Origin of the sequence: Sphaerotilus sp. FB-3, assembly GCF_023706025.1 — a bacterium.
GTDB classification, from domain to species: Bacteria; Pseudomonadota; Gammaproteobacteria; order Burkholderiales; family Burkholderiaceae_C; genus Sphaerotilus; species Sphaerotilus sulfidivorans.
Genome location: NZ_BQWE01000031.1, coordinates 1 through 20152 on the forward strand (window position 1 = coordinate 1; position 20152 = coordinate 20152).

The following is a 20152-nucleotide window of genomic DNA, read 5'->3' on the forward strand; positions in this document are numbered from 1 at the left end:
TACCTGCAAGGGCTCTTCGGCTTGACGCCCGGTTCAGTCAGCCATGCACAAATTTCGAGCGATGGCTAATGCAATCGCCCTGAGCGTCCGCCTAGCCTGCTCGTCGCGCATCCGGCGCAGGTCATCGCCGACTGCGACCCAGTTCGCCGGCAGTTGCACCTCGCCGTATCGTTCCAGTTGATACCGCGCCGCCGATTTCAGCTCCAGCATCAGCCGCGCCATGCCATCGCCACGCTTGGCGCTGCAATCGGCGACGCGCAGCCGCTCGAATCCGTGGTCGGCCGGTATCGGCGGCGCCCTGCTCACGTCGAGCTCGCGGTCGCACTGCGTCTGCACGACGATCACCGGCGCCTTCGGCCCCGCCAGCGAGCGCACATATTCCAGCCAGTACCGCAACGGCCGATTGCGCATCGGAACGCCGTTTTCCTCGCACTCGTCGGTGTTCTCGTGGCTCGGCGTCCACGCGATCACGTACACCGCCCGGTCGTCGAGGAACAGCGCGTGTGTGCCCAGATAGACATCTTGGCCGCCGAAGTCCCAGAAGCGGAGATCGACAGCCTGCTCGGGCGGATCGGCCTCGGTGTCGCCTTCGATCAGGCGGGTTTGGCCGAGGCTGATGCCATGCGTGGAAGGGATGGACGCATCAAAGCCCTCACCTTTCAAGCGGCGGCAGATCTGCGTCTTGCCGACGCGGCCGTTGCCGAGAACGAAGAGTTTCAGGTCAGCATTCGAGGCGACGCTATCGGCGAGATCGCGGAGCCAAGCCTTGATGCGAGGAAGGCAGTTGTCCGTGTGGGAATTCTCTGAACCCAATTCGACCGGGGATCCGATCAATCGATCTGCAAAGAGCGCTCTAAGATTAGGCCACCACGTCAACGGCAAATCGCCAAGACCAACAGGTAACGCGACAGACCCACACAAATTGAGCTGCTGCAAGCCCGTCAGGCTGCTCAGCACGCTCACATCCGTCAGTTGGCTGCACCAGCTCAGGTTGAGCTGCTGCAAGCCCGTCAGGCTGCTCAGCACGCTCACATCCGTCAGTTGGCTGCACCCGCTCAGGTTAAGCTGCTGCAAGCCCATGAGACTGCTCAGCACGCTCACATCCGTCAGTTGGCTGCACCCGCTCAGGTTAAGCTGCTGCAAGCCCATGAGACTGCTCAGCACGCTCACATCCGTCAGTTGGCGGCACTCGCTCAGGTCGAGCTGCTGCAAGCCCGTCAGGCTGCTCAGCACGCTCACATCCGTCAGTTGGCGGCACCAGCTCAGGTCGAGCTGCTGCAAGCCCGTCAGGCTGCTCAGCACGCTCACATCCTTCAGTTGGCTGCACCCGCTCAGGTCGAGCTGCTGCAAGCCCGTCAGGCTGCTCAGCACGCTCACATCCGTCAGTTGGCTGCACCCGCTCAGGTTGAGCTGCTGCAAGCCCATGAGGCTGCTCAGCCCGCTCACATCCTTCAGTTGGCTGCACCCGCTCAGGTCGAGCTGCTGCAAGCCCGTCAGGCTGCTCAGCACGCTCACATCCTTCAGTTGGCTGCACCAGCTCAGGTTGAGCTGCTGCAAACTCTTCAGATCGGACACCGGCTTTATGTCGGAGAGAGCAAATGACTGCTCCCACCAGCTCCCTGCATTTGTGTCCACGCCGCAGAGCAACGTTTTCAACCCCATGAGGCACGAGACAGCCCGGATATCCGCCAGCTTCTGGCATCCGCGCAGATCGAGTGTTTCCAGACGGGTCAATGTCCGCAGACTGTCCGACAGCCGATCAATGTCCAGCCCTCGCAGCGACAGCTCCCGCGCCCCGCTGGCCTTCGCCTCCGCAATCCGCCGCTCCGCTTCGTCGTAGTCGCCAGCCATCGACTGTCACCCGTGTTTTTCGCGCATCAAAACCAACAAGCCGCAGATGGTAAATCTGCGGCTCGTGCGGCGGGAAGATGCGGAAGGTCAGGTCACGCGGTCAGGAACAGCCTCTCCGCCGCCCCACCATCGGCCAGCCGCACGCGGCGCCAAGACGATCACCACGCCGGCATCCGCTGCAGCCGCTCGACCGAGCGCCGCAGCCCTTGCGTGACCGTCTCGAACACCCGCGCCGAGAACCCGGCGGGCAGCCGCGCCCCGACCTCATCCACCACGCGGTCGGTCGCCACCAGCACGCGCTCGATCAGCGACTCGGCATCCGGCCCATGCCCGCAGTGCGGCGCCATCGCGTTGAAATGCCGCCGCTGCACGTCCTTGAAGTGGTAGTGCCGGTGCTTGCCCACCACCGCCATCGCCAACCGGGCCTTGTGCCATGACCATTGGCTGGGGCCGCTGCCGACCACCGGCCAGATCGACATCACGTCGTACAGCGGCGCCAGCCGGTAGCGCCCGCCGGGCAGCAGGTGCAGGCTGAAGTTCTTCGCGTGACCGTCCGGTGCGGCGAGCAGCCAGAACAGGAGCTGCGCCAGCAGCAGGGTCTCGATGTCGCGTGCTGCCTCGTCCGACTGCCGCAGGATCTGCGCCAGATCACGCACGCCGGGGCCGCCATCCGACTCGTATTTCAGATGCGGTGGCAAACCCAGCGCCTGGCAGAAATCCTCCTGCGGCAGCCGCAGCCACCACCGCCCCGACGAGTGCAGCCGCCGATCGAACCGCTCGACGCTCAACACCTGCCGGGCGCCGAACGTCAGGATCTCGCACGAGGGCACCGCCAGACCGTACCAGCGCAGCAGGTTCAGGCACAGCCACTCGTTCTCGACCGACGACGACAAGTCCACCCGGCCATTGCCCACCAGCCCGAGCGGCAGCTTCAGGATGTGGGTGGTCGGCGTGGCGCGGTGCGGGCGCAGCCACTGGCCGCCGTGCCACAGCAGCGCCGTCTTCTCCTGTGCGCCGGCCAGCGACAGGCGGAAGTCATCCTCGTCCGCATCCTGCGCACCCGGCGCGGCGGCCGAGGTGACGCGCATCAGGTGCTGCTCGACCGCCTCGTCGCTCAGCGCCATGCCCTCGATCCGGTCGAAGCCGCTCGGCGTGTCGTCCTCGGGCAGGATCTGCACCGCCCCGACACAATCGCGCCCGATCGCCTGCAGCAGATCAAACGCCCCGGTGGACGCCGTCCTGAGCCGGCTGGCCAGACGCCTGCGGATGTCGTCGCTGTCGGGCAGCAGGTTCTCGAAGTAGTGCGCGACCTTCTCGCCGACGTGCGGCGCGTCGTCCGCCCGGAACGGCAGGGACAGCGAGAGCGGCCGGCCTTGCGGCGAGGCCATCCAGGCGGCGTCGTAGCGGAGTTCCATCGGGCCATTCACCGGCAGGCGCCAGGTGCCGACCCGCTCGCCGTTGGACCAGATCGACAGCACCCGGGTCGCGGATCGGCGGGCCATGCCTTGCCTCACCTCGGCCTGTTCACCACTCGGCCGGCGTCGCGGCCGGCTCGTCCGTCCCGCGCACCTGCAAGGTCAGGTCCAGCCCCAGGCTCCCGCACAGCGCCAGCAGTTGATCGACCGTCATCGACCCCGGGTTCTGCTCCAGCTTCGACAGCCGCGACTGGCTCAGGTTGATCCGCACGGCCAGTTCGGTCTGCGACCAGCCGGCGCGCTTGCGGGCCGATTGCAGCAACTGGCCGAGTTGGTAAGTGGTGCGCAGGAGGTGCTTCATGGGGACATTTTATTCTTCCGGAGAATAAGATGGTTTTATTCCCCAAAAGAATATCGCCTCTGACCGAGCGCAGCCTCTGCTCTCGAAGGCGTGGCAGCGCATGACCATGATTTGCCAACACCATGGCACCGGCAAGCTGCTGTCAACCGGCCAGCATCTCCATCGGCACCGAGAACCGCGCCGCCAGCGCCCGCACCTGCCGCAGGTTGAGCTGCCGCTTGCCAGCCAGCACCTCGGAGACCACGCCCTGCGAGCCGATCTCCGGCAGGTCGGATTGCCGCAGCCCGTGCTCGTCCATCAGGCTGGCGAGCACGCTGGCCGGGGTGCTGGTGTCAGGCCACGGATGGACGCGGCCTTCGTATTCGCGGATGCGGTCGGCCAGGATCTCCACCAGCCCGCCCAGCGGATGCGCCGGATCGGCGGCCACGGCGTCGAAAAGCTGGTCCACGACCGCCAGCATCCGTTCGTAGTGCGCGTCATCGGCGATCGGGGCGCCCAGGCCGAGCGCCTCGTGCAGCGCGACCCAGTGCGTCGAGATGTCGGAGAGGTTCATTTCCAGGCTCCTTTGTCGTCCATGCTCTGTGCTGCGCGTGCTCGCCAAGGCTGATCTCCCTCAGCTCGGATCCAGCCCATCCACCGACAGCCCGCTGTCGGCCATCCATTCCTTGGCGGCGCGGAAGGCCTCGATCGCGGCCGGGGCGCCGGCGTAGGGGGCGACGTGCAGCAGCACCTCGCGGATCTCGGCCAGCGTGGCGCCATTGTTCATCGCGCCGCGCAGGTGGCCCTTGAGTTCCTGGCTGCGGCCCAGCGCGGCCAGCATCGCCACGGTGCACAGGCTGCGCTGCTTGAGCTCCAGCCCCTCGCGCAGCCAGGTCGAGCCCCAGGCGTGCTCGTTGACATAGGCCTGCAGCGGCTTCGAGAAGGCGTCCGCCGCGCCCAGCGCGCGGTCGACGAAGGCGTCGCCCATGACTTGGCGGCGGCGCTGCTCGCCGGCGGACGGCGCGGGGGAGACGGCGGAATCGGGGCGATCGGTGCTCATGTCGGTCTCGTGTCGAAGGAAGAGGAAAAGGAAGAAGGCGGCTGCCGGGGCGGCATCAGGCGGCAGTATCGGGGCGGCCGTCGTCGGCCTCGTCGCCGGGCAGCCGTGCCCAGTGGCAGGGGCGCTCGCGCGTGGGCACGAAGGGGAGCGCAGGCACGGCGGCCTCGGTCGCGCCGGCGGGTCGGCTCGGCCGCGCCTGGCGCCAGACCGCCGGCGTCAGCCCGTGGCGGGCGCGGAAGGTGCGGATGAAGTAGCCCGAGGACGCGAAGCCGCAGGCCCAGGCCACCTCCTTGACCGCCAGCGCCGCCTCGTCGGCCAGCAGCCGCTCGGCACGGTCGAGGCGCAGGCGCACGATGTGCGCGGCCAGCGTCTCGCCGGCGTGGCGGTGGAAGAGGTGCGAGAGGTAGTCGGCGCTGCAGCCGCAGTGCGCGGCCAGATCGCGCACGCTCAGCGTGTGGTCGCCCAGGCGGTCGCGGATCAGCGAGCGCGCCCGCGCCAGCAGCGGCGGCTCGACGCTGACCTCGGTGGCCGCGCCGGCCTCGAGCACCCGGCGCACCCCGGCCAGCGCCGCGGCCACCAGCGCACGGCGCTGCAGCGCCAGCGCCGCGTCGCCCTCCTCGCCCGGCAGCGCCGCGTCGGCCAGCCAGTCCTGGATGCGCGCGACCTGCGCATGGCCGCGCACCTCCAGATGCAGGATGCCGGGGCGGCCGGGATGCACCTCGTGCGCCAGATGACTGCACAGCGAGCCGGCATCGGCGTGGATCACCAGGTTCTGGAAGGCCTGCGCCGGCGCCGGTCCGGCCGCGCGCACATGCTCGTCATGCAGCAGCTTCGGCGGCACCAGCAGCATCTCGCCGGGCTGCAGCAGCCGCTCGGCATGCGGGAAGACGAAGCGGGTCGTGCCCGAGACCTGCAGGAACAGCTCGGCGGCCAGATGGAAATGGCCCTGGCCGCGACCGGGCCAGGCCGCTGGATGCGGCGGCAGCCACAGCGGCGCACGCCCCTCGGCCGCCGCACGCGCGAAGCGCTCGACCAGCTCGCGCAGGCGCTGCGCCGGCTCGGCCGGCAGGTCGGCCGTCATCGCCGCGGCATCCAGGTTTTCTGACATGGTTCGAGGTTTTGTGCTGTCGGCAGCCGTTGCCGCCCAGCCGGGGAAAAACCTATTCTGCCGACATGCCAAGCCCCGCTCCCTTGCCCGCGCCACCAGCGCGGATTTCTGTCATCGTCTGGAACGAGTTCCGCCACGAGCGCACCCGGCCGGAGGTCGCCGCGATCTATCCGGACGGCATTCACGCCACGATCGCCGCCGCGCTGGCCGAGCGGCCCGGTCTGGGCCCGGGCGCACGCGCGCTCGAGATCCGCACCGCCACGCTCGACGAGCCCGAGCAGGGCCTGTCGGAAGAGCGCCTGGCCGGCTGCGACGTGCTGGTCTGGTGGGGCCACCGGGCGCATGCCGAGATCGAGGACGCGGTCGTCGACCGGCTGCAGCGCCATGTGCTGGCCGGCATGGGCCTGATCGTGCTGCACTCGGGCCACTTCTCGCGCCTCTTCCGCCGGCTGATGGGCACGCACTGCTCGCTGCAGTGGCGCGTCGCCGGCGAGCGCGAGCGGCTGTGGGTGGTCGAGCCCGCGCACCCGATCGCCGCCGGCCTGGACGACTGCATCGAGCTTGCGCAGGAAGAGATGTACGGCGAGCGCTTCGACATTCCCGCGCCCGACAGCACCGTGTTCATCTCCTGGTTCGAGGGCGGCGAGGTCTTCCGCTCGGGCTGCTGCTGGCAGCGCGGCCACGGGCGCATCTTCTATTTCAGGCCGGGCCACGAGACCTTTCCCACCTATCACCATCCGCAGATCCGGCGCGTGCTGGCCAACGCGGTGCAGTGGGCCGCGCCGAACTCGGCACGCCGGCCCGACCGCTGCCCGAAGGTCGAGCCGCGCGAACGCCTGCACACCCCGAAAGATTGAACAACATGACGACGACCTTCCCTGCCTCGCTCGGCCAGACCGGGCCCGGCCCCTCGCCCTCGCGGCTGTCGCGGGCGCGCCGCTCCACCCGGGTGCTGTTCGCGGCGCTCGGGCTGGTCGGCGGCGCCTGGGGCGTGCACATCCCGTCGGTCAAGATGCACTACGGCCTGGACGAGGCCATGCTGTCGCTGGTGCTGCTGTCGGCGGCGGCCGGCGCGGTGGTGTCGCTGTTCACCGCCGGGCGCATCGTCGCGTGGCTGGGCGCACGCGGCGCGGCGCGGGCCTGCGCGCTGGTGATGGGCCTGATGCTGGCGCTGGTGCTGCACTGGCCCTCGCTGGCGCTGCTGCTGCCGGCGATGCTGGTCTTCGGCGCGGCGATGAGCCTCTACGACGTGGCGATCAATGCCGAAGGCTCGGCGCTGGAGGTCATGGGCGGGCGCGCCATTCTCAGCGGCCTGCACGGCATGTTCAGCCTCGGCGCGATGGGCGGCGCGGCGCTGGCCGCGGGCCTGCTGCGGCTGCAGGTCACGCCGGAGCATCAGCTCGCCGGCTTCGGCCTGCTGATGGCGCTGGCGGTGCTGGCGGCCGCACGCGGCATGCTCGACACCCATCCGGCGCCCGAGCCGCACGAGGGTCCGCAGGCGCAGTTCGCCTGGCCGCGCGGCCAGCTGCTGGTCATCGGCCTGCTGATCTTCGCCGGCATGAGCGCCGAAGGCGTGATGTACGACTGGTGCGTGCTCTACCTGAAGCAGGAGCTCGGCATGCCGCAGGCCCAGGCCGGCCTGGGCTATGCCGCCTTCGCCGGCGCGATGGCGCTGGCGCGCTTCGCCGGCGACCGGCTGCGCGCGCGGTATCCCGAGGACCAGCTGCTGGCCTTCAGCGCCGGGCTGTCGGCCTTCGCGATGGCGGTGGTGCTGATCAGCGGCGATCCGTGGGTCTCGCTGATCGGCTACGCGCTGGTCGGTGCCGGCCTGGCGCCGGTGGTGCCGATCCTCTACAACGCCGCGACCCGGGTGCCGGGCACCAGCCGTGCCGCGGCGATCGCCTCGGTCTCGTCGATCGGCTACAGCGGCTTCCTGATCGGCCCGCCGCTGATCGGCGCGATCGCGCACGCGCTGACCCTGACTGCCGCGATGGGCGTGGTGGTGGTGGCGGCCAGCCTGCTGTCGATCTTCTCGCACCGGGTGCCGATGGCGGACCGCGCATCCAGGCCTTGAAATCCCGGCCAGGCCCCCGCAGATCGGCAGATCAGGACACCCCGCCGCAGGAGCCGACCATGCCGATCATGCCGACCCGTCCCGAACGACTTCACCACGATCTCGGTGCCGTGCTGGCGCTGGCGCGGCTGCTGGAGCGGCTCGACCCCGGCGCCTCGGAGCGTGCCGCGGCGCAGTACCGCCAGGTCGCCTCGACGCTGGGCGCGCTGCTCGACGCGGCCGAGCCCGGCCCGGCGCTGAATGCGCTGCTCGACGCGCATCCGGCCGCCGCCGAACTCTACGAGAACCTGCACTACGCGCAGGCCGGGCTGTGCCGGCATGCGCTGGGCGCCTCGCTCGGCAGCGAGATCGCCGCGGTCGACCTGATCCGCCGCGCCCGCACCCGGCGCTGAGGCGCGGCCGCGCTCAGGCCGGGACGCCGTCGGCCTTGAGCATCGCCTTGATGCCGCGCACGGCCACCATTGCTATCGTCCAGCTCAAAAAAGCGAGAATCGCCGTCTGGCAGAACATCACAGGGCGGCTCAGGCTGGATCACATTGGACGCGACACAACGCTACTGCTACGGCCTGAACTTCAAGAACGTGTTTTTGACCGAAAAAGGCAAGGCGTTCGAGAGCTTCTTCGCCCGCGTGATGACGTGCGGCTTCACTGGAGACTTCCAGCCTGTGCGGCCCTATGGCGCCCAGGGCGATCTGAAGTGCGATGGCTTCCGAGCAAGCGATGGAACGGTTTTTCAGTGCTACGCGCCGGACGCGATGAAGCTGGCCGATCTTCTGAAGAAGATCGACGAAGACTTCCACGGCGCAGTGGCGCACTGGGGAGCACGGATGCAGAGATGGGAGTTCGTTCACAACGATGTGCGCGGGCTTCCTGCGGAGGCCGTTCAGAGGCTGCATGACTTGCAAACAGCTCATCCCAGCATCAGAACCAGCGTCTTTGGTGAGGCAGAGATGCGCAACGTGGTCATGTCGCTCGCCTTGCACCAGCTTGAAGATTTGTTCGGTCCCGTTCCTTCGCAGCAGACTCTGGAACGGCTGGGCTTCGCACAACTGGCCCCCATCTTGAAGGCGATTAGCCGTCGGGAGCCGCCCGCTGATCCTCCGACGACTGCCCCTTCTGCTTCCAAGCTTGAAAACAATGCCCTGTCAATCGACGCGGCAGGACTGCTGCGCCAGGGGCGTCTGAGGGAAAGACTGGTTGAAGACTGTCTTGCTCAGTGGCCTGATCCCGGCTTGGGCGAGGAAGTCGCCGAGGGGTTCAGGAACCGCTATCGTGGACTCAAGGCGATCGGGCACACACCCGATGAAATCTTCGCAGACTTGCAAGAATTTGCGGGAGGCATGCACGGTGAGCCGGCCCGCCAGGGTGCCGTCCTCGCCGTGCTGTCCTATTTCTTCGAGCGTTGCGACATCTTCGAGGATGCCAAACCAGATCCGACCCCATCACCATGATCCTTCCCACCAAGCACATCCGGCCTGATCGAGCCTTGCTGACCGTCGGTGGGGAGATCCTCGGCTACCTGCACGAACCTGCGACCGTCTCGCGACTGTGGGATCTGGTGCGCAACGCCCGCAAAGAGACACACCAAGCGGCACCGATCAACTACGACTGGTTCATCCTGGCTCTGGATCTGCTTTTCATGGTGGGCGCGGTTGACCTCGACCGGGGACTGGTCCGCAAGGCCTCCGCACCATGATCCACACCATCACCAGTGACCTTCCCGGCTTCAAGTCCCTCACGTTCAAGCCGGGGCTGAACATCCTGCTGGCGGACAAGAGTGAAGGTGCCACGGATCGCCAGTCCCGCAATGGGGCAGGCAAGACCAGTCTGGTGGAGCTGATCCACTTCTTGATGGGGGGCACCGCGGACAAGGACAGCATTTTCCGATCTGCTGCGCTGGCGCCGTGGACGTTTGAGATGTGCGCAGACATTGGGGATACCCCTGTGAACATCGGACGTTCCGGCAGCAAGCCGTCCCGTGTTCGTCTCGACGGCTCTGTGGTGAATTGGCCTGTACAACCTGAGCGAGAGGCCAAGACAGGGGAGTTTCAGCTCAGCAATGACCAGTGGCGGCATCTCCTGGGTCGCTTGCTCTTTGGTTTGTCTTCCTCAAGCGCTGAGTCCAACCATCGTTTTGGCCCTACGTTCCGATCGCTCTTTTCCTATTTCGCCAGACGCCACAACAGTGGCGGCATGTTGCATCCCACCCAGCATGCGTCAAAACAGCAGGCGTGGGATCAGCAGGTCGCTGTGTCCTACATGCTGGGCCTTGATGCACACATACCGCAGGAATTCCAGAAACTGCGCACTGAGGAAAAAGCCATCGCAGAACTGCGCAAGGCCGCCAAGGACGGGGTGCTGGGGCGCTATTTCAGTTCGGCGGCAGATCTACGAACGCGCGTGGTCATCACGGAAGCACGTGTACGCCGCATGAAAGAGCAGTTGGCGACTTTCCGTGTGGTGCCGGCCTACGCAGAACTGGAGAAGGAAGCTTCGACCATCACGCGACAGATTTCATCACTCAGTGACGAGAACACCTCGGATCGCGAACTGATCCTGCAATTACAGGATTCCCTGACGACGGAAAGCCCGCCCGCTGTCACGAGCTTGGAACGAGTTTACCGGGAAGCCAAAGTTGTTCTGCCGGACACGGTCAGCAGGCGTTTTGCAGAGATCGAGCAGTTCCATCAGGCGATTGTGCAAAACCGCAAAGCCCATCTCGGCGCGGAGATCAGTTCGGCAGAACTTCGGATCACAGAGCGGGAGCGCACGCGCGAGCAGCTGGATATTCGGCGCCAGCAGATCATGGGCATTCTCCAGTCAGGCGGTGCCTTGGAGCACTACGCCCTTCTGCAGGAAGAGGCCAGCAGAGCCGAGGCAGAAGCCGAAGGCTTGAAGCAGCGGCTGCTCATCGCTGAGCGCATCGAGAGTACCAAGGCAGAACTGGAAATTGAACGGGCGAGGCTGCACAAGGCCCTTCAAGAGGATCAGCATGAGCGCAGAGAGTTGATTGATGAAGCCGTTCTGATTTTCGAAGACCTGTCCAATGCGCTGTACGAGAGGGCCGGCATCCTGACCATCAGTGCCACACACAATGGCCCCTCGGTCGAAGTGCGGATCGACTCGCAACGCAGCAAAGGCATCACCAACATGCAGATCTTCTGCTTCGATCTGATGTTGGCCGACCTGGCGACTCGTCGAGGCATGGGTCCAGGATTCCTGGTTCACGACAGCCATCTTTTTGACGGCGTCGATGAGCGCCAGATCGCCAAAGCGCTTCAATTGGGTGCGGACCACGCCAAGGCGGTGGGGTATCAGTACATCGTGACCATGAACTCCGATGCCTTGCCCAAGGATGGATTTCGCCCTGGATTCGACATCGGAGAGTTCATTTGTCCGGTCAGGCTGACAGATGCCACCAACAGCGGCGGCCTCTTTGGTCTGCGGTTCGATTAGTCGGCCTTGAACATCGCCTTGATCCCCCGCACCGCCTGCCGGATCCGCCCCTCGTTCTCGATCAGCGCGAAGCGCACATGGTCGTCGCCGTGGTCGCCGAAGCCGATGCCGGGCGAGACGCAGACCTTGGCGCGCTCCATCAGCTGCTTGCTGAATTCCAGCGATCCCAGCGCCGCGTACTTCTCGGGAATCTTCGCCCAGATGTACATCGAGGCCTTCGGGCAGTCCACGTTCCAGCCGGCCTCGCGCAGGCCCTTGACCAGCACATCGCGGCGCTTCTGGTAGGTCGCGGCGATGTACTTCACGCAACTCTGATCGCCTTCCAGCGCGGCGATCGCGGCGACCTGCAGCGGCGTGAAGGTGCCGTAGTCGTGGTAGCTCTTGATGCGCGCCAGCGCGGCGACCAGATCGGGATTGCCGACCATGAAGCCGATGCGCCAGCCGGCCATGTTGTAGCTCTTGGAGAGCGTGAAGAACTCGACCGCGATGTCCTTGGCGCCCTTGACCTGCATGATCGACGGCGCCTTCCAGCCGTCGAAGCAGATGTCGGCGTAGGCCAGATCGTGGACAACGAAGATGTCGTGCTTCTTCGCCAGCGCGATCACCCGCTCGAAGAAATCGAGTTCCACGCACTGCGCGGTCGGGTTGCTGGGGAAGCCGAGAATCATCATCTTCGGCTTCGGGTAGCTGCCGCGGATGGTCTTCTCCAGCTCGGCGAAGAAGTCTACGCCGGGCACCAGCGGCACCGAGCGGATGTCCGCGCCGGCGATCACCGCGCCGTAGATGTGGATCGGGTAGCTCGGGTCGGGCACCAGCACGGTGTCGCCGCGGTCGAGCGTGGCCAGCATCAGGTGCGCCAGGCCTTCCTTCGAGCCGATGGTGACGATGGCTTCGCTGTCCGGGTCGATGTCGACGGCGTAGCGGTCCTTGTACCAGTGCGAGATCGCGCGGCGCAGGCGCGGGATGCCCTTGCTGGCCGAGTAGCCGTGGGTGTCGGGGCGCTGGGCGACCTCGGTGAGCTTGGCGACGATGTGCGCGGGCGTGGCGCCGTCGGGATTGCCCATGCTGAGGTCGATGATGTCCTCGCCACGGCGGCGCGCGGCCAGCTTCAGCTCGGCCGTGATGTTGAAGACGTAGGGGGGAAGGCGATCGATGCGCGCAAAGCGGCGCTTGCCCGAAGAGCTGGAAGAGGACATTGGCAGAGATGAACGTGAGCGCCCGGAACCGTCCGAGCGACGCTGGCTGCTGGGCAGCCAGTGCACATCCTAGGGTCTGTTGACGCAGATTGACAAGCCCTGAACCTGGCCGGCCGCACCTTCTGCGATTTGTCGATCAGTCCCCCAGCATCGCCAAGTCGCGGCGCCACGCCTCGCGTGCAGCCCGATCACGCGCCTGCAGATCACCGGGCTTGCGCAGCACCAGCTTGTGCGGCGAGCCTTGCCGCAGCGTGGTCGCGGTGAGCGGTGCGCCCGCGGCCTCGAACTGTGACTGGACATGCTGGCGGCGCGGCTCGGCCATCGCCAGCACGAGCGGCTCGGCGCTGGCGGACTCGGCCCAGGGGATCATGACCATGCAGTCCTTGCAGCGGCACACCCACTCCACGCCGCACAGGCGGTGGTCCGTCAGGTCGCGCAGCGGTTCGTTCAGGGCGTTGCGGAGTGCCTTGGTCACGCGGTCGTGCAGCAGGCGATCCTGCGGCCACTGGCGCGACAGCGCACCGACGGACTGCACGAAGGGCGCCAGTTGCGTGGCGGGGTACAGACCCGGGTGCGCGAGCATATGGTCGATCAGGACGCGCAGATCCTCGATCCCATCATCCGCCCGCAGAACGAGGGACTGCGCCAGCTCATCCACCGCCTGCAGCATTGCGGGCTGCAGTTGCATCCGGTTGGCCGGCTTCGCCTGCACGCGGGCCTGATCGAAGCGCTTCAGCGCAGCCAGGCAGGCGTCGAACCAGTCGTCCAGCAGCACCAGACTCCAGCCCGCGTCCAGGGCAGCCTGCGTGAATGCCGGCAGCGGTGTCGGCCACAGCGCCGACAGGGACAGGTGCGAACCCCATTGCACACGCCATCCTGTCACGGCGGCGAATCGCCGCGCCTGCGGATCGTTCCAGCGCTGCAGCACGGTGCGCAGCCAGAGGGTGCCGCGCGCGTGCTGCAGCCGAGCCAGGACCGCCGCATCCTCCGGCAGGAAACCACTCGGATCGAAGCCGGCCAGCAGCGCCGTGGCGGCTTCAGAGTTCGGCAGGGCGGCGGCGATCTCGGCATAGGCGTCGAGCAATGTGCGACCCCGGGCACTCACCTGACCGGCCAGCGTGCGGGCCGCCACTTGCACGCGACCGGCCAGGGTGGCTGATTCTTCGGGCAGTCTGGCCAGCCGCTGCAGGTCTGCCAGGGCCGCGTCAAAATCGAGTGCGAACCGGTCCCGCTCGACCGCCAGCGGTGACTGGATCACCAGCGCGGCGCGCCGGTACCAGTAGTCCAGCGTATCGCCGTAGTTGCCCATGTAGCCTTCGTACTGCTCGTCCACAAGGTGGGCACTGCCGGTCTCGGTGAAGCTGGTGGTGTCGTCGAGCCTCACGGACAGGCTGCTGCGCGGGCCGACCTGGTCGTGTTCATCGACCCAGAAATCCAGCGACAGCGACTCGTCGATCAGCTCACCCCGTTGGGGATCATCCTCATCGCCATGGCGGCTCCAGCGCGATCGGGGCGCAGGCTCGGCGCTCCAGGTCTGGTGCAGCTCGGCCAGCGCCAGGTGCAGGCGCAGCCCGAGCGCCTCGGCCGCCGCCCGCAGCGCCGCCACGCGCCAGCGGTCATCGCCCTTGAGCAGCGGCCAGCGCAGGCCGTGTTCGGTGTATTCATGGTCCAGCAGCAGCACCCAGGGCGCCATGCCCGGCGTGTCGCCGTCCAGCGCGAACTGCTGCCGCAGCGCGTGTTCCAGCGCCGTCTGCAGCCCCGCAGGGACGGCCGGCCGCGCTGCCTCGGCGGGCAGCACCAGATCGAAGGTCAACGCGACGCGCCAGCCCTCCTGTACCGGCAGCACCTCGTGCCGGCAGTCGGCATAGAAGGCGAACCAGCGGAGGTCCTGTGCCTGCAGGTGCTGCGACGACAGGGCGGTTTCCTGCTGCCCCAGTTGCACCCGCAGCGTCCCGCCAATGTGCGGCGAAGGCCAGACCAGCACCAGCGTGGCGACCATGCCGGGGTGTTTCTCGGTGTCCTGGTGCGGCTTGAAGAACTGGCCGGGGCCGTAGATCAGCAGGTTGTGCAGCCAGGCGTCGAGTTGTTCCACGCCGAGTGCCTGGGCGACCGACTGCTTCAGCGCGGCGAAGGCGCCGGGCTGCCAGTCGAGGCTGAGCAGGTCGGCGCTGATCTCGCCGGTGTGGCGCACGGTGGTGTCCAGCAGGGTCTGGTCGCGCAGGCCGAATTGCGCGGGTTCGCTGAGGTCGTGCAACGCCTGGGCCTGGGCGGGCGGCAGCGGCTGGGGCAGCGGGCCGAGTCCTTCGACCTCGATCGCCAGGTGTCCGGCGGGCAAGCGGCCTTCCGCCCAGAAGCAGTCCGGGGTGGTGGAGCCGTCTGGCGAGGCGGGTCGCGGCGTGGCCGGCTGGCGCAGGAGGTCGAGCAGGGTGTTCATGGTCAGTCATTGTGGCAACACCGACCTGAGACCGTACACCGCACAGCCAGCCGTCCCCAGATTGAACCGCACCGGCTTCGTGCAGGCCAGTGGGTGTGAGTCAGACCTCGGCGGGCGAGACGTAGTCGATGGACTCCAGCAAGCGATGGCGGTTGAACCACGAGGCCCATTCGAGCGTGGGGTTTCCAACAGAAGGAGCCTCCTCGGAAGCCGGTGCGATTCATACCGCCGTCGGCCTCCTGGATCAGGCCGCGCTGGCCATCACGCCGCGCGCGTCGGTCAGCAGCACCACACAGCCCAGGCCGGCGACCTGGCGATAGAGCGGCTCCAGCCCGGAAGTCCTCCATCTGGTCCTGATGCTCACGCAGCCGGGACGGCATGGACGGATCTCCGGACGGCTGGCCGGCCACTGTGCCGTAGCCCGACCGGCACGCTTCATGCACATTTCGACCATGGCTTCCGATTCCGCTGTACCGACTCCCCCCGCCCCGCCCGCAGCCGAGACCGAGCGCGTGCGCCGCCACACCCTGTTCGAGGACGCGCAGGCGCTGTTCACCGGCACGCTGTTCGTGTCGCTGGCGCTGATCATGTTCCGCCAGGCCGGACTGATGACCGGCGGCACCGCAGGCGCGGCCTTCCTGCTGCACTACGCCACCGGGCTGAGCTTCGGACCGCTGTTCTTCGTGCTGAACCTGCCCTTCTACGGCTTCGCCTGGAAGCGCATGGGGCTGGCGTTCACGCTCAAGACCTTCCTGTCGGTGGGCCTGCTGTCGCTGATGACCTCCTGGTCGCCGGCGCTGTTCGCGATCGAGCGGCTGCATCCGGCCTACGCGGCGGTGCTCGGCGGTCTGCTGCTGGGCTCGGGCTGCCTGTTCCTGGCGCGGCACCACGCCAGCCTGGGCGGCGCCACCATCGTCTCGCTCTACCTGCAGCGCGCGCGCCAGTGGCGAGCCGGCCATGTGCAGATGGCGATCGACGGCACGATCCTGGCGCTGTCGTTTGCGCTGATCGAGCCGCAGAAGGCGCTCTATTCGATTCTCGCCGCGGTGACGATGAACCTCTTCATCGCGATCAACCACCGACCGGGGCGCTACGCGGTGCTCTGACACCGACGCCCCGGCATTCCAGGAGACAGACAAGATGGCCGTCAGCGTATTCGACCTGTTCAAGATCGGCATCGGGCCGTCGAGCTCGCACACCGTGGGGCCGATGCGCGCCGCACGGCTCTTCGTCGAGCGCCTGATCGCCGAGGGCCGGCTCGAGGCGGTGGCGCGGGTGCGCGTCGAGCTGCACGGCTCGCTGGGCGCCACCGGGCGCGGCCACGGCTCGGACAAGGCGGTGCTGCTCGGCCTGGCCGGGCATGATCCGGAGACGGTCGACGTCGACGCGGTGCCGGCGCTGCTGGCGACGATGCGCGCCGAGCGGCGCATCATGCTGGCCGGCCGCCATCCGGTGACCTTCGTCGAGCGCGACGACCTGGCGATGCTGCGCCGCCCGCTGCCCTTCCACGCCAATGGGATGCGCTGCCTGGCCTTCGACGCCGACGGCCGCGAACTCGATAGCCGCACCTACTACTCGGTCGGCGGCGGCTTCGTCGTCAGCGATCAGGTCGCCGCCGACGGCCAGCGCCAGCGCGTCATCGCGCCCGACGCCTCGGTGCTGCCGCATCCTTTCCGCAGCGGCGCCGAGCTGCTGGCACTGACACGCTCGCTGAGCACCTCGATCGCTGGCGTGATGCGCCTGAACGAGCGCCACTGGCGCGACGACGCCGAGATCGACGCCGGCCTGCTGCGCATCTGGCAGGTGATGCAGGACTGCGTGGCACGCGGCTGCCGCACCGAGGGCGTGCTGCCCGGCGGCTTCAAGGTGCGCCGGCGCGCCGCGGCGCTGCACGCTCAGCTGCTCGCGCACCCCGAGGCCGCGCTGCGCGACCCGCTGCAGACGCTGGACTGGATCAACCTCTACGCGCTGGCGGTCAACGAGGAGAACGCCGCCGGCGGTCGCGTCGTGACCGCCCCGACCAACGGCGCGGCCGGCATCATCCCGGCGGTGCTGCACTACTACGCACGCTTCCACCCTGGCGCCAGCACCGCCGGCATCGCCGACTTCCTGCTCACCGCCGCCGCCATCGGCCTGCTCTACAAGGAGAACGCCAGCATCTCCGGCGCCGAGGTCGGCTGCCAGGGCGAGGTCGGCGTGGCCTGCTCGATGGCCGCCGGCGCCCTGTGCGCCGTCATGGGCGGCACGCCCGAGCAGGTCGAGAACGCCGCCGAGATCGGCATGGAGCACCACCTGGGCCTGACCTGCGACCCGGTCGGCGGCCTGGTGCAGATCCCCTGCATCGAGCGCAACGCCATCGCCTCGGTCAAGGCGGTCAACGCCGCGCGCATGGCGCTGCGCGGCGACGGCTCGCACCATGTCAGCCTCGACAAGGTCATCAAGACCATGCGCGAGACCGGCGCCGACATGCTGACCAAATACAAGGAGACCGCCCGCGGCGGGCTGGCGGTCAACATCGTCGAGTGCTGAAGCGCCAGGGTGGCACCCACCAATTGACGTTTACGTAAACGTCATCAACAATCGCCGCGCTGTCGCATCCGGACCGCAGCCCGTCGGGCCGTACCCGCTTCGTGCCCGGATGTCAGCCACGGACAGGCCCCCTGACGCAACAATCGCTGTCCATGAGCACAGAACTGAACGAACTCTTCGAACGCAATCGCCAGTGGGCAGCCGACACCGAGACCCGCGAGCCGGGTTTCTTCTCGCGCCTGTTGAAGCAGCAGACTCCGCAGTACCTGTGGATCGGCTGTGCCGACAGCCGCGTGCCGGCCAACGAGCTGGTCGATCTGCTGCCGGGCGAACTCTTCGTGCACCGCAACATCGCCAATGTGATCGTGCCCAGCGACCTCAACGCGCTGTCGGTGATCCAGTACGCGGTCGACGCGCTGCGGGTCACGCATGTGATCGTCGTCGGCCACTCCAACTGCGGCGGCGTCAAGGCGGCGCTGAACAATCTGCGCGTCGGTCTGGTCGACATCTGGCTGCGTCATGTGCAGGACGTGCGCAACCAGCACCGGGCCTTTCTCGACAGGCTGACGCCCGAGCGCCAGGTCGACGCGCTGGTCGAGCTGAACGTGCTGGAGCAGGCGCGCAACGTCTGCCGCACCACCATCGTCGAGGACGCCTGGCAGCGCGGCCAGGAGGTGGTGATTCACGGCTGGGTCTACGGCCTGCACAACGGCCTGCTGGAGGATCTGCGCATCACGGTGTCGAAGCCTCAGGACATCGAGCCGGCCTACGAGCGCGCGCTGGAGGCGCTGAAGCAGCGCTTTGCCCCAGCCTCGACGGCTGAGGCGGCCGCCGACTGACCCGGATGCAGCGAAACGCGCCGATGTTCCCGCAGCAGCTCGACGACACCCGCGCCTTCGACATCGCCTGCGCGATGCTGGAGGGATTCAACCGCCACTACCAGCTGTTCCGGGAGGCCAGCGCCAGCGCACGCGCACGCTTCGAGCGAGGCGACTGGCACGGCCAGCACGAGGCGCAGCGCGAACGCCTCGCGTTCTTCCCGCGCCGGGTCGAGGAAACGGTCGAGCGGCTGCGGCGCGACTTTCACGCCGGCGCGCTGCAGATGGCAGTCTGGCAGCAGGTCAAGCTGCACTACATCGGCCTGCTGACCGGCCACCGCCAGCCCGAGCTGGCCGAGACCTTCTTCAACTCGGTGACGACCAAGATCCTGCACCGGGACTATTTCCACAACGACTTCATCTTCGTGCGGCCGGCCGTCTCGACCGAATACATCGAGAACGGCGAGCCGCAGCTGCGCCCGAGCTTCCGCGCCTGGTACCCGAGCCGCGAGACGCTGCGCGAGGCGCTGGCGCAGCTGGTCGGCCATTTCGGGCTGCAGGGCGCATGGGCCGACCTGGAACGCGACCTCGACGAGGTGCTGGCCGAGACCGAGGCGGCCATCGGCCCGGGTCGGCTACGCACCAATTTCCAGATCCAGGCGCTGAGCTCGCTGTTCTTCCGCAACAAGGGCGCCTATGTGGTCGGGCGCATCATCAACGGCTACAACGATCTGCCCTTCGCGCTGCCGATCCTCAAGGACGAACAGCAGCGGCTGTTCATCGACGCGGCGCTGTTCGGCGAGGACGATCTGCAGCGGCTGTTCAGCTTCGCGCGCGCCGACTTCATGGTCGACATGGAGGTGCCTTCGGCGTACGTGCAGTTCCTGCGCGCGCTGATGCCGCGCAAGCCGCGCAGCGAGCTCTACAGCCAGCTGGGCCTGCACAAGCAGGGCAAGACGCTGTTCTACCGCGACTTCCAGTCGCACCTGCGCCACTCGAGCGACCATTTCCGCATCGCGCCGGGCATCAAGGGCATGGTGATGCTGGTGTTCGACCTGCCGAGCTATCCCTATGTCTTCAAGGTCATCAAGGACCGCTTCCCCGCGCAGAAGGACACCACCCGGGAGCAGGTCAAGGGCAAGTACCTGCTGGTGAAGCAGCATGACCGGGTCGGGCGCATGGCCGACACGCTGGAGTTCAGCAATGTCGCCTTTCCGCGCGCGCGCTTTTCCGAAGCGCTGATCGAGGAGATCCGCCGCGAGGCGCCCAGCCAGCTCGAGATCTCCGACCGCGACGGCGACGGCCAGGAAGAGGTCATCCTCAAGCATGTCTACATCGAGCGCCGCATGGTGCCGCTGAACATCTACCTGCAGGAGGCCACGCCCGAGCAGCTCGAGCATGCGGTCGTCGAGTACGGCCAGGCGATCAAGGACCTGGTGGCGGCCAACATCTTTCCCGGCGACATGCTGTGGAAGAACTTCGGCGTGGTGCGCAACAACAAGGTCGTCTTCTACGACTACGACGAGATCGAGTACATCACCGACTGCCACTTCCGTCGCGTGCCCGCGCCACGCCACGAGGAAGACGAGATGTCGGGCGAGATCTGGTATTCGGTCGGCCCGAAGGATGTCTTCCCGGAGACCTTCGGCCCCTTCCTGCTCGGCCACCGCGGCGTGCGCGAGGTGTTCATGCGCCATCACGCCGACCTGCTCGACCCGGCCTTCTGGCAGGCGCACCAGGCGCGCATCCGCGCCGGCCATGTGCACGATGTCTTTCCCTACGATCCGGAGCGCCGCTTCCTGCACCGCCGGCGTCCGGTCGAACCCGCCGTTCCCCCTGCCCCCACCGTCCCCACCGACTGAATCCCGAAG

The 20152-nt window shown here is 67.4% G+C and carries 18 protein-coding genes; 10 read left to right on the plus strand and 8 right to left on the minus strand.

From position 1 onward, the window contains the following. Positions 1-33: 33 nt before the first annotated feature. The 6 genes from NFT33_RS12030 to NFT33_RS12055 form a co-directional block, all read right to left on the minus strand. On the minus strand, positions 34-1851 hold the full coding sequence (locus NFT33_RS12030; RefSeq protein WP_251675588.1) for a leucine-rich repeat domain-containing protein: 1818 nt from the start codon (positions 1849-1851) through the stop codon (positions 34-36). A gap of 158 nt (positions 1852-2009) precedes the next feature. Further along, positions 2010-3353, minus strand: coding sequence for a type II toxin-antitoxin system HipA family toxin (locus NFT33_RS12035; RefSeq protein WP_251675590.1), 1344 nt, complete (start codon positions 3351-3353; stop codon positions 2010-2012). Positions 3354-3375: 22 nt separating this feature from the next. Further along, on the minus strand, positions 3376-3627 hold the full coding sequence (locus NFT33_RS12040; protein WP_149505092.1) for a helix-turn-helix domain-containing protein: 252 nt from the start codon (positions 3625-3627) through the stop codon (positions 3376-3378). A 142-nt stretch (positions 3628-3769) separates the two neighbouring features. Next, positions 3770-4180, minus strand: coding sequence for a helix-turn-helix domain-containing protein (locus NFT33_RS12045; RefSeq protein WP_149505091.1), 411 nt, complete (start codon positions 4178-4180; stop codon positions 3770-3772). 60 nt (positions 4181-4240) lie between these two features. Then, positions 4241-4666 carry a carboxymuconolactone decarboxylase family protein gene (locus NFT33_RS12050; protein WP_173803277.1) on the minus strand — a complete coding sequence of 142 codons (426 nt, stop codon included), beginning with the start codon at positions 4664-4666 and terminating at the stop codon, positions 4241-4243. A 55-nt stretch (positions 4667-4721) separates the two neighbouring features. Next, positions 4722-5774, minus strand: a complete 1053-nt coding sequence (locus NFT33_RS12055) for a helix-turn-helix transcriptional regulator (protein WP_251675592.1) — start codon at positions 5772-5774, stop codon at positions 4722-4724. A gap of 65 nt (positions 5775-5839) precedes the next feature. On the opposite strand from NFT33_RS12055, the gene NFT33_RS12060 reads away from it, so the two are divergent. The 6 genes from NFT33_RS12060 to NFT33_RS12085 all read left to right on the plus strand — a co-directional run bounded on the left by NFT33_RS12060 (position 5840) and on the right by NFT33_RS12085 (position 11304). After that, on the plus strand, positions 5840-6631 hold the full coding sequence (locus NFT33_RS12060) for a ThuA domain-containing protein (protein WP_251675594.1): 792 nt from the start codon (positions 5840-5842) through the stop codon (positions 6629-6631). Positions 6632-6636: 5 nt separating this feature from the next. After that, positions 6637-7848, plus strand: coding sequence for an MFS transporter (locus NFT33_RS12065; RefSeq protein ID WP_220786440.1), 1212 nt, complete (start codon positions 6637-6639; stop codon positions 7846-7848). Positions 7849-7907: 59 nt separating this feature from the next. Beyond that, positions 7908-8240 carry a soluble NSF attachment family protein gene (locus NFT33_RS12070; protein ID WP_244954380.1) on the plus strand — a complete coding sequence of 111 codons (333 nt, stop codon included), beginning with the start codon at positions 7908-7910 and terminating at the stop codon, positions 8238-8240. 144 nt (positions 8241-8384) lie between these two features. Continuing rightward, on the plus strand, positions 8385-9299 hold the full coding sequence (locus tag NFT33_RS12075) for an ABC-three component system protein (protein WP_251675596.1): 915 nt from the start codon (positions 8385-8387) through the stop codon (positions 9297-9299). Next, positions 9296-9544, plus strand: a complete 249-nt coding sequence (locus tag NFT33_RS12080) for an ABC-three component system middle component 6 (RefSeq protein ID WP_251675598.1) — start codon at positions 9296-9298, stop codon at positions 9542-9544. Before NFT33_RS12075 ends, NFT33_RS12080 begins: the two co-directional genes overlap by 4 nt. Then, positions 9541-11304 (plus strand): ABC-three component system protein, encoded by a 1764-nt coding sequence (locus NFT33_RS12085; RefSeq protein ID WP_251675600.1) that lies wholly within the window; start codon positions 9541-9543, stop codon positions 11302-11304. The genes NFT33_RS12080 and NFT33_RS12085 overlap by 4 nt, the downstream gene beginning before the upstream one ends. On the opposite strand, the gene alaC is transcribed toward NFT33_RS12085, so the two are convergent. After that, a complete protein-coding gene (gene alaC / locus NFT33_RS12090) occupies positions 11301-12500 on the minus strand; it encodes an alanine transaminase (protein WP_251675602.1) in 1200 nt (399 codons plus the stop codon). The genes NFT33_RS12085 and alaC overlap by 4 nt on opposite strands. Positions 12501-12636: 136 nt before the next feature. Continuing rightward, on the minus strand, positions 12637-14934 hold the full coding sequence (locus tag NFT33_RS12095; RefSeq protein WP_251675604.1) for a 2OG-Fe(II) oxygenase: 2298 nt from the start codon (positions 14932-14934) through the stop codon (positions 12637-12639). Positions 14935-15386: 452 nt separating this feature from the next. On the opposite strand from NFT33_RS12095, the gene NFT33_RS12100 reads away from it, so the two are divergent. From NFT33_RS12100 to aceK, 4 genes are all read left to right on the plus strand, one after another. Further along, positions 15387-16040, plus strand: a complete 654-nt coding sequence (locus tag NFT33_RS12100; RefSeq protein ID WP_251675606.1) for a YitT family protein — start codon at positions 15387-15389, stop codon at positions 16038-16040. 34 nt (positions 16041-16074) lie between these two features. Continuing rightward, on the plus strand, positions 16075-17463 hold the full coding sequence (locus tag NFT33_RS12105) for an L-serine ammonia-lyase (RefSeq protein WP_251675609.1): 1389 nt from the start codon (positions 16075-16077) through the stop codon (positions 17461-17463). A 152-nt stretch (positions 17464-17615) separates the two neighbouring features. After that, positions 17616-18302: a carbonate dehydratase gene (can, locus tag NFT33_RS12110; RefSeq protein WP_220786434.1), complete on the plus strand. Its 687-nt coding sequence runs from the start codon at positions 17616-17618 to the stop codon at positions 18300-18302. A 23-nt stretch (positions 18303-18325) separates the two neighbouring features. Then, positions 18326-20143, plus strand: a complete 1818-nt coding sequence (gene aceK / locus NFT33_RS12115; protein ID WP_251675865.1) for a bifunctional isocitrate dehydrogenase kinase/phosphatase — start codon at positions 18326-18328, stop codon at positions 20141-20143. The last annotated feature ends 9 nt before the right edge of the window (positions 20144-20152 follow it).

Bases quoted from the DNA above. Each gene is read 5' to 3' on its own strand.
- NFT33_RS12050 (WP_173803277.1), bottom strand. From the start codon at position 4,666: ATGAGCACCGATCGCCCCGATTCCGCCGTCTCCCCCGCGCCGTCCGCC.
- NFT33_RS12040 (WP_149505092.1), bottom strand. From the start codon at position 3,627: ATGAAGCACCTCCTGCGCACCACTTACCAACTCGGCCAGTTGCTGCAA.
- NFT33_RS12060 (WP_251675594.1), top strand. From the start codon at position 5,840: ATGCCAAGCCCCGCTCCCTTGCCCGCGCCACCAGCGCGGATTTCTGTC.
- NFT33_RS12070 (WP_244954380.1), top strand. From the start codon at position 7,908: ATGCCGATCATGCCGACCCGTCCCGAACGACTTCACCACGATCTCGGT.
- NFT33_RS12105 (WP_251675609.1), top strand. From the start codon at position 16,075: ATGGCCGTCAGCGTATTCGACCTGTTCAAGATCGGCATCGGGCCGTCG.
- NFT33_RS12065 (WP_220786440.1), top strand. From the start codon at position 6,637: ATGACGACGACCTTCCCTGCCTCGCTCGGCCAGACCGGGCCCGGCCCC.
- NFT33_RS12085 (WP_251675600.1), top strand. From the start codon at position 9,541: ATGATCCACACCATCACCAGTGACCTTCCCGGCTTCAAGTCCCTCACG.
- NFT33_RS12045 (WP_149505091.1), bottom strand. From the start codon at position 4,180: ATGAACCTCTCCGACATCTCGACGCACTGGGTCGCGCTGCACGAGGCG.
- NFT33_RS12095 (WP_251675604.1), bottom strand. From the start codon at position 14,934: ATGAACACCCTGCTCGACCTCCTGCGCCAGCCGGCCACGCCGCGACCC.
- can (WP_220786434.1), top strand. From the start codon at position 17,616: ATGAGCACAGAACTGAACGAACTCTTCGAACGCAATCGCCAGTGGGCA.
- NFT33_RS12030 (WP_251675588.1), bottom strand. From the start codon at position 1,851: ATGGCTGGCGACTACGACGAAGCGGAGCGGCGGATTGCGGAGGCGAAG.
- NFT33_RS12035 (WP_251675590.1), bottom strand. From the start codon at position 3,353: ATGGCCCGCCGATCCGCGACCCGGGTGCTGTCGATCTGGTCCAACGGC.
- alaC (WP_251675602.1), bottom strand. From the start codon at position 12,500: ATGTCCTCTTCCAGCTCTTCGGGCAAGCGCCGCTTTGCGCGCATCGAT.
- NFT33_RS12055 (WP_251675592.1), bottom strand. From the start codon at position 5,774: ATGTCAGAAAACCTGGATGCCGCGGCGATGACGGCCGACCTGCCGGCC.
- NFT33_RS12080 (WP_251675598.1), top strand. From the start codon at position 9,296: ATGATCCTTCCCACCAAGCACATCCGGCCTGATCGAGCCTTGCTGACC.
- aceK (WP_251675865.1), top strand. From the start codon at position 18,326: ATGTTCCCGCAGCAGCTCGACGACACCCGCGCCTTCGACATCGCCTGC.
- NFT33_RS12100 (WP_251675606.1), top strand. From the start codon at position 15,387: ATGGCTTCCGATTCCGCTGTACCGACTCCCCCCGCCCCGCCCGCAGCC.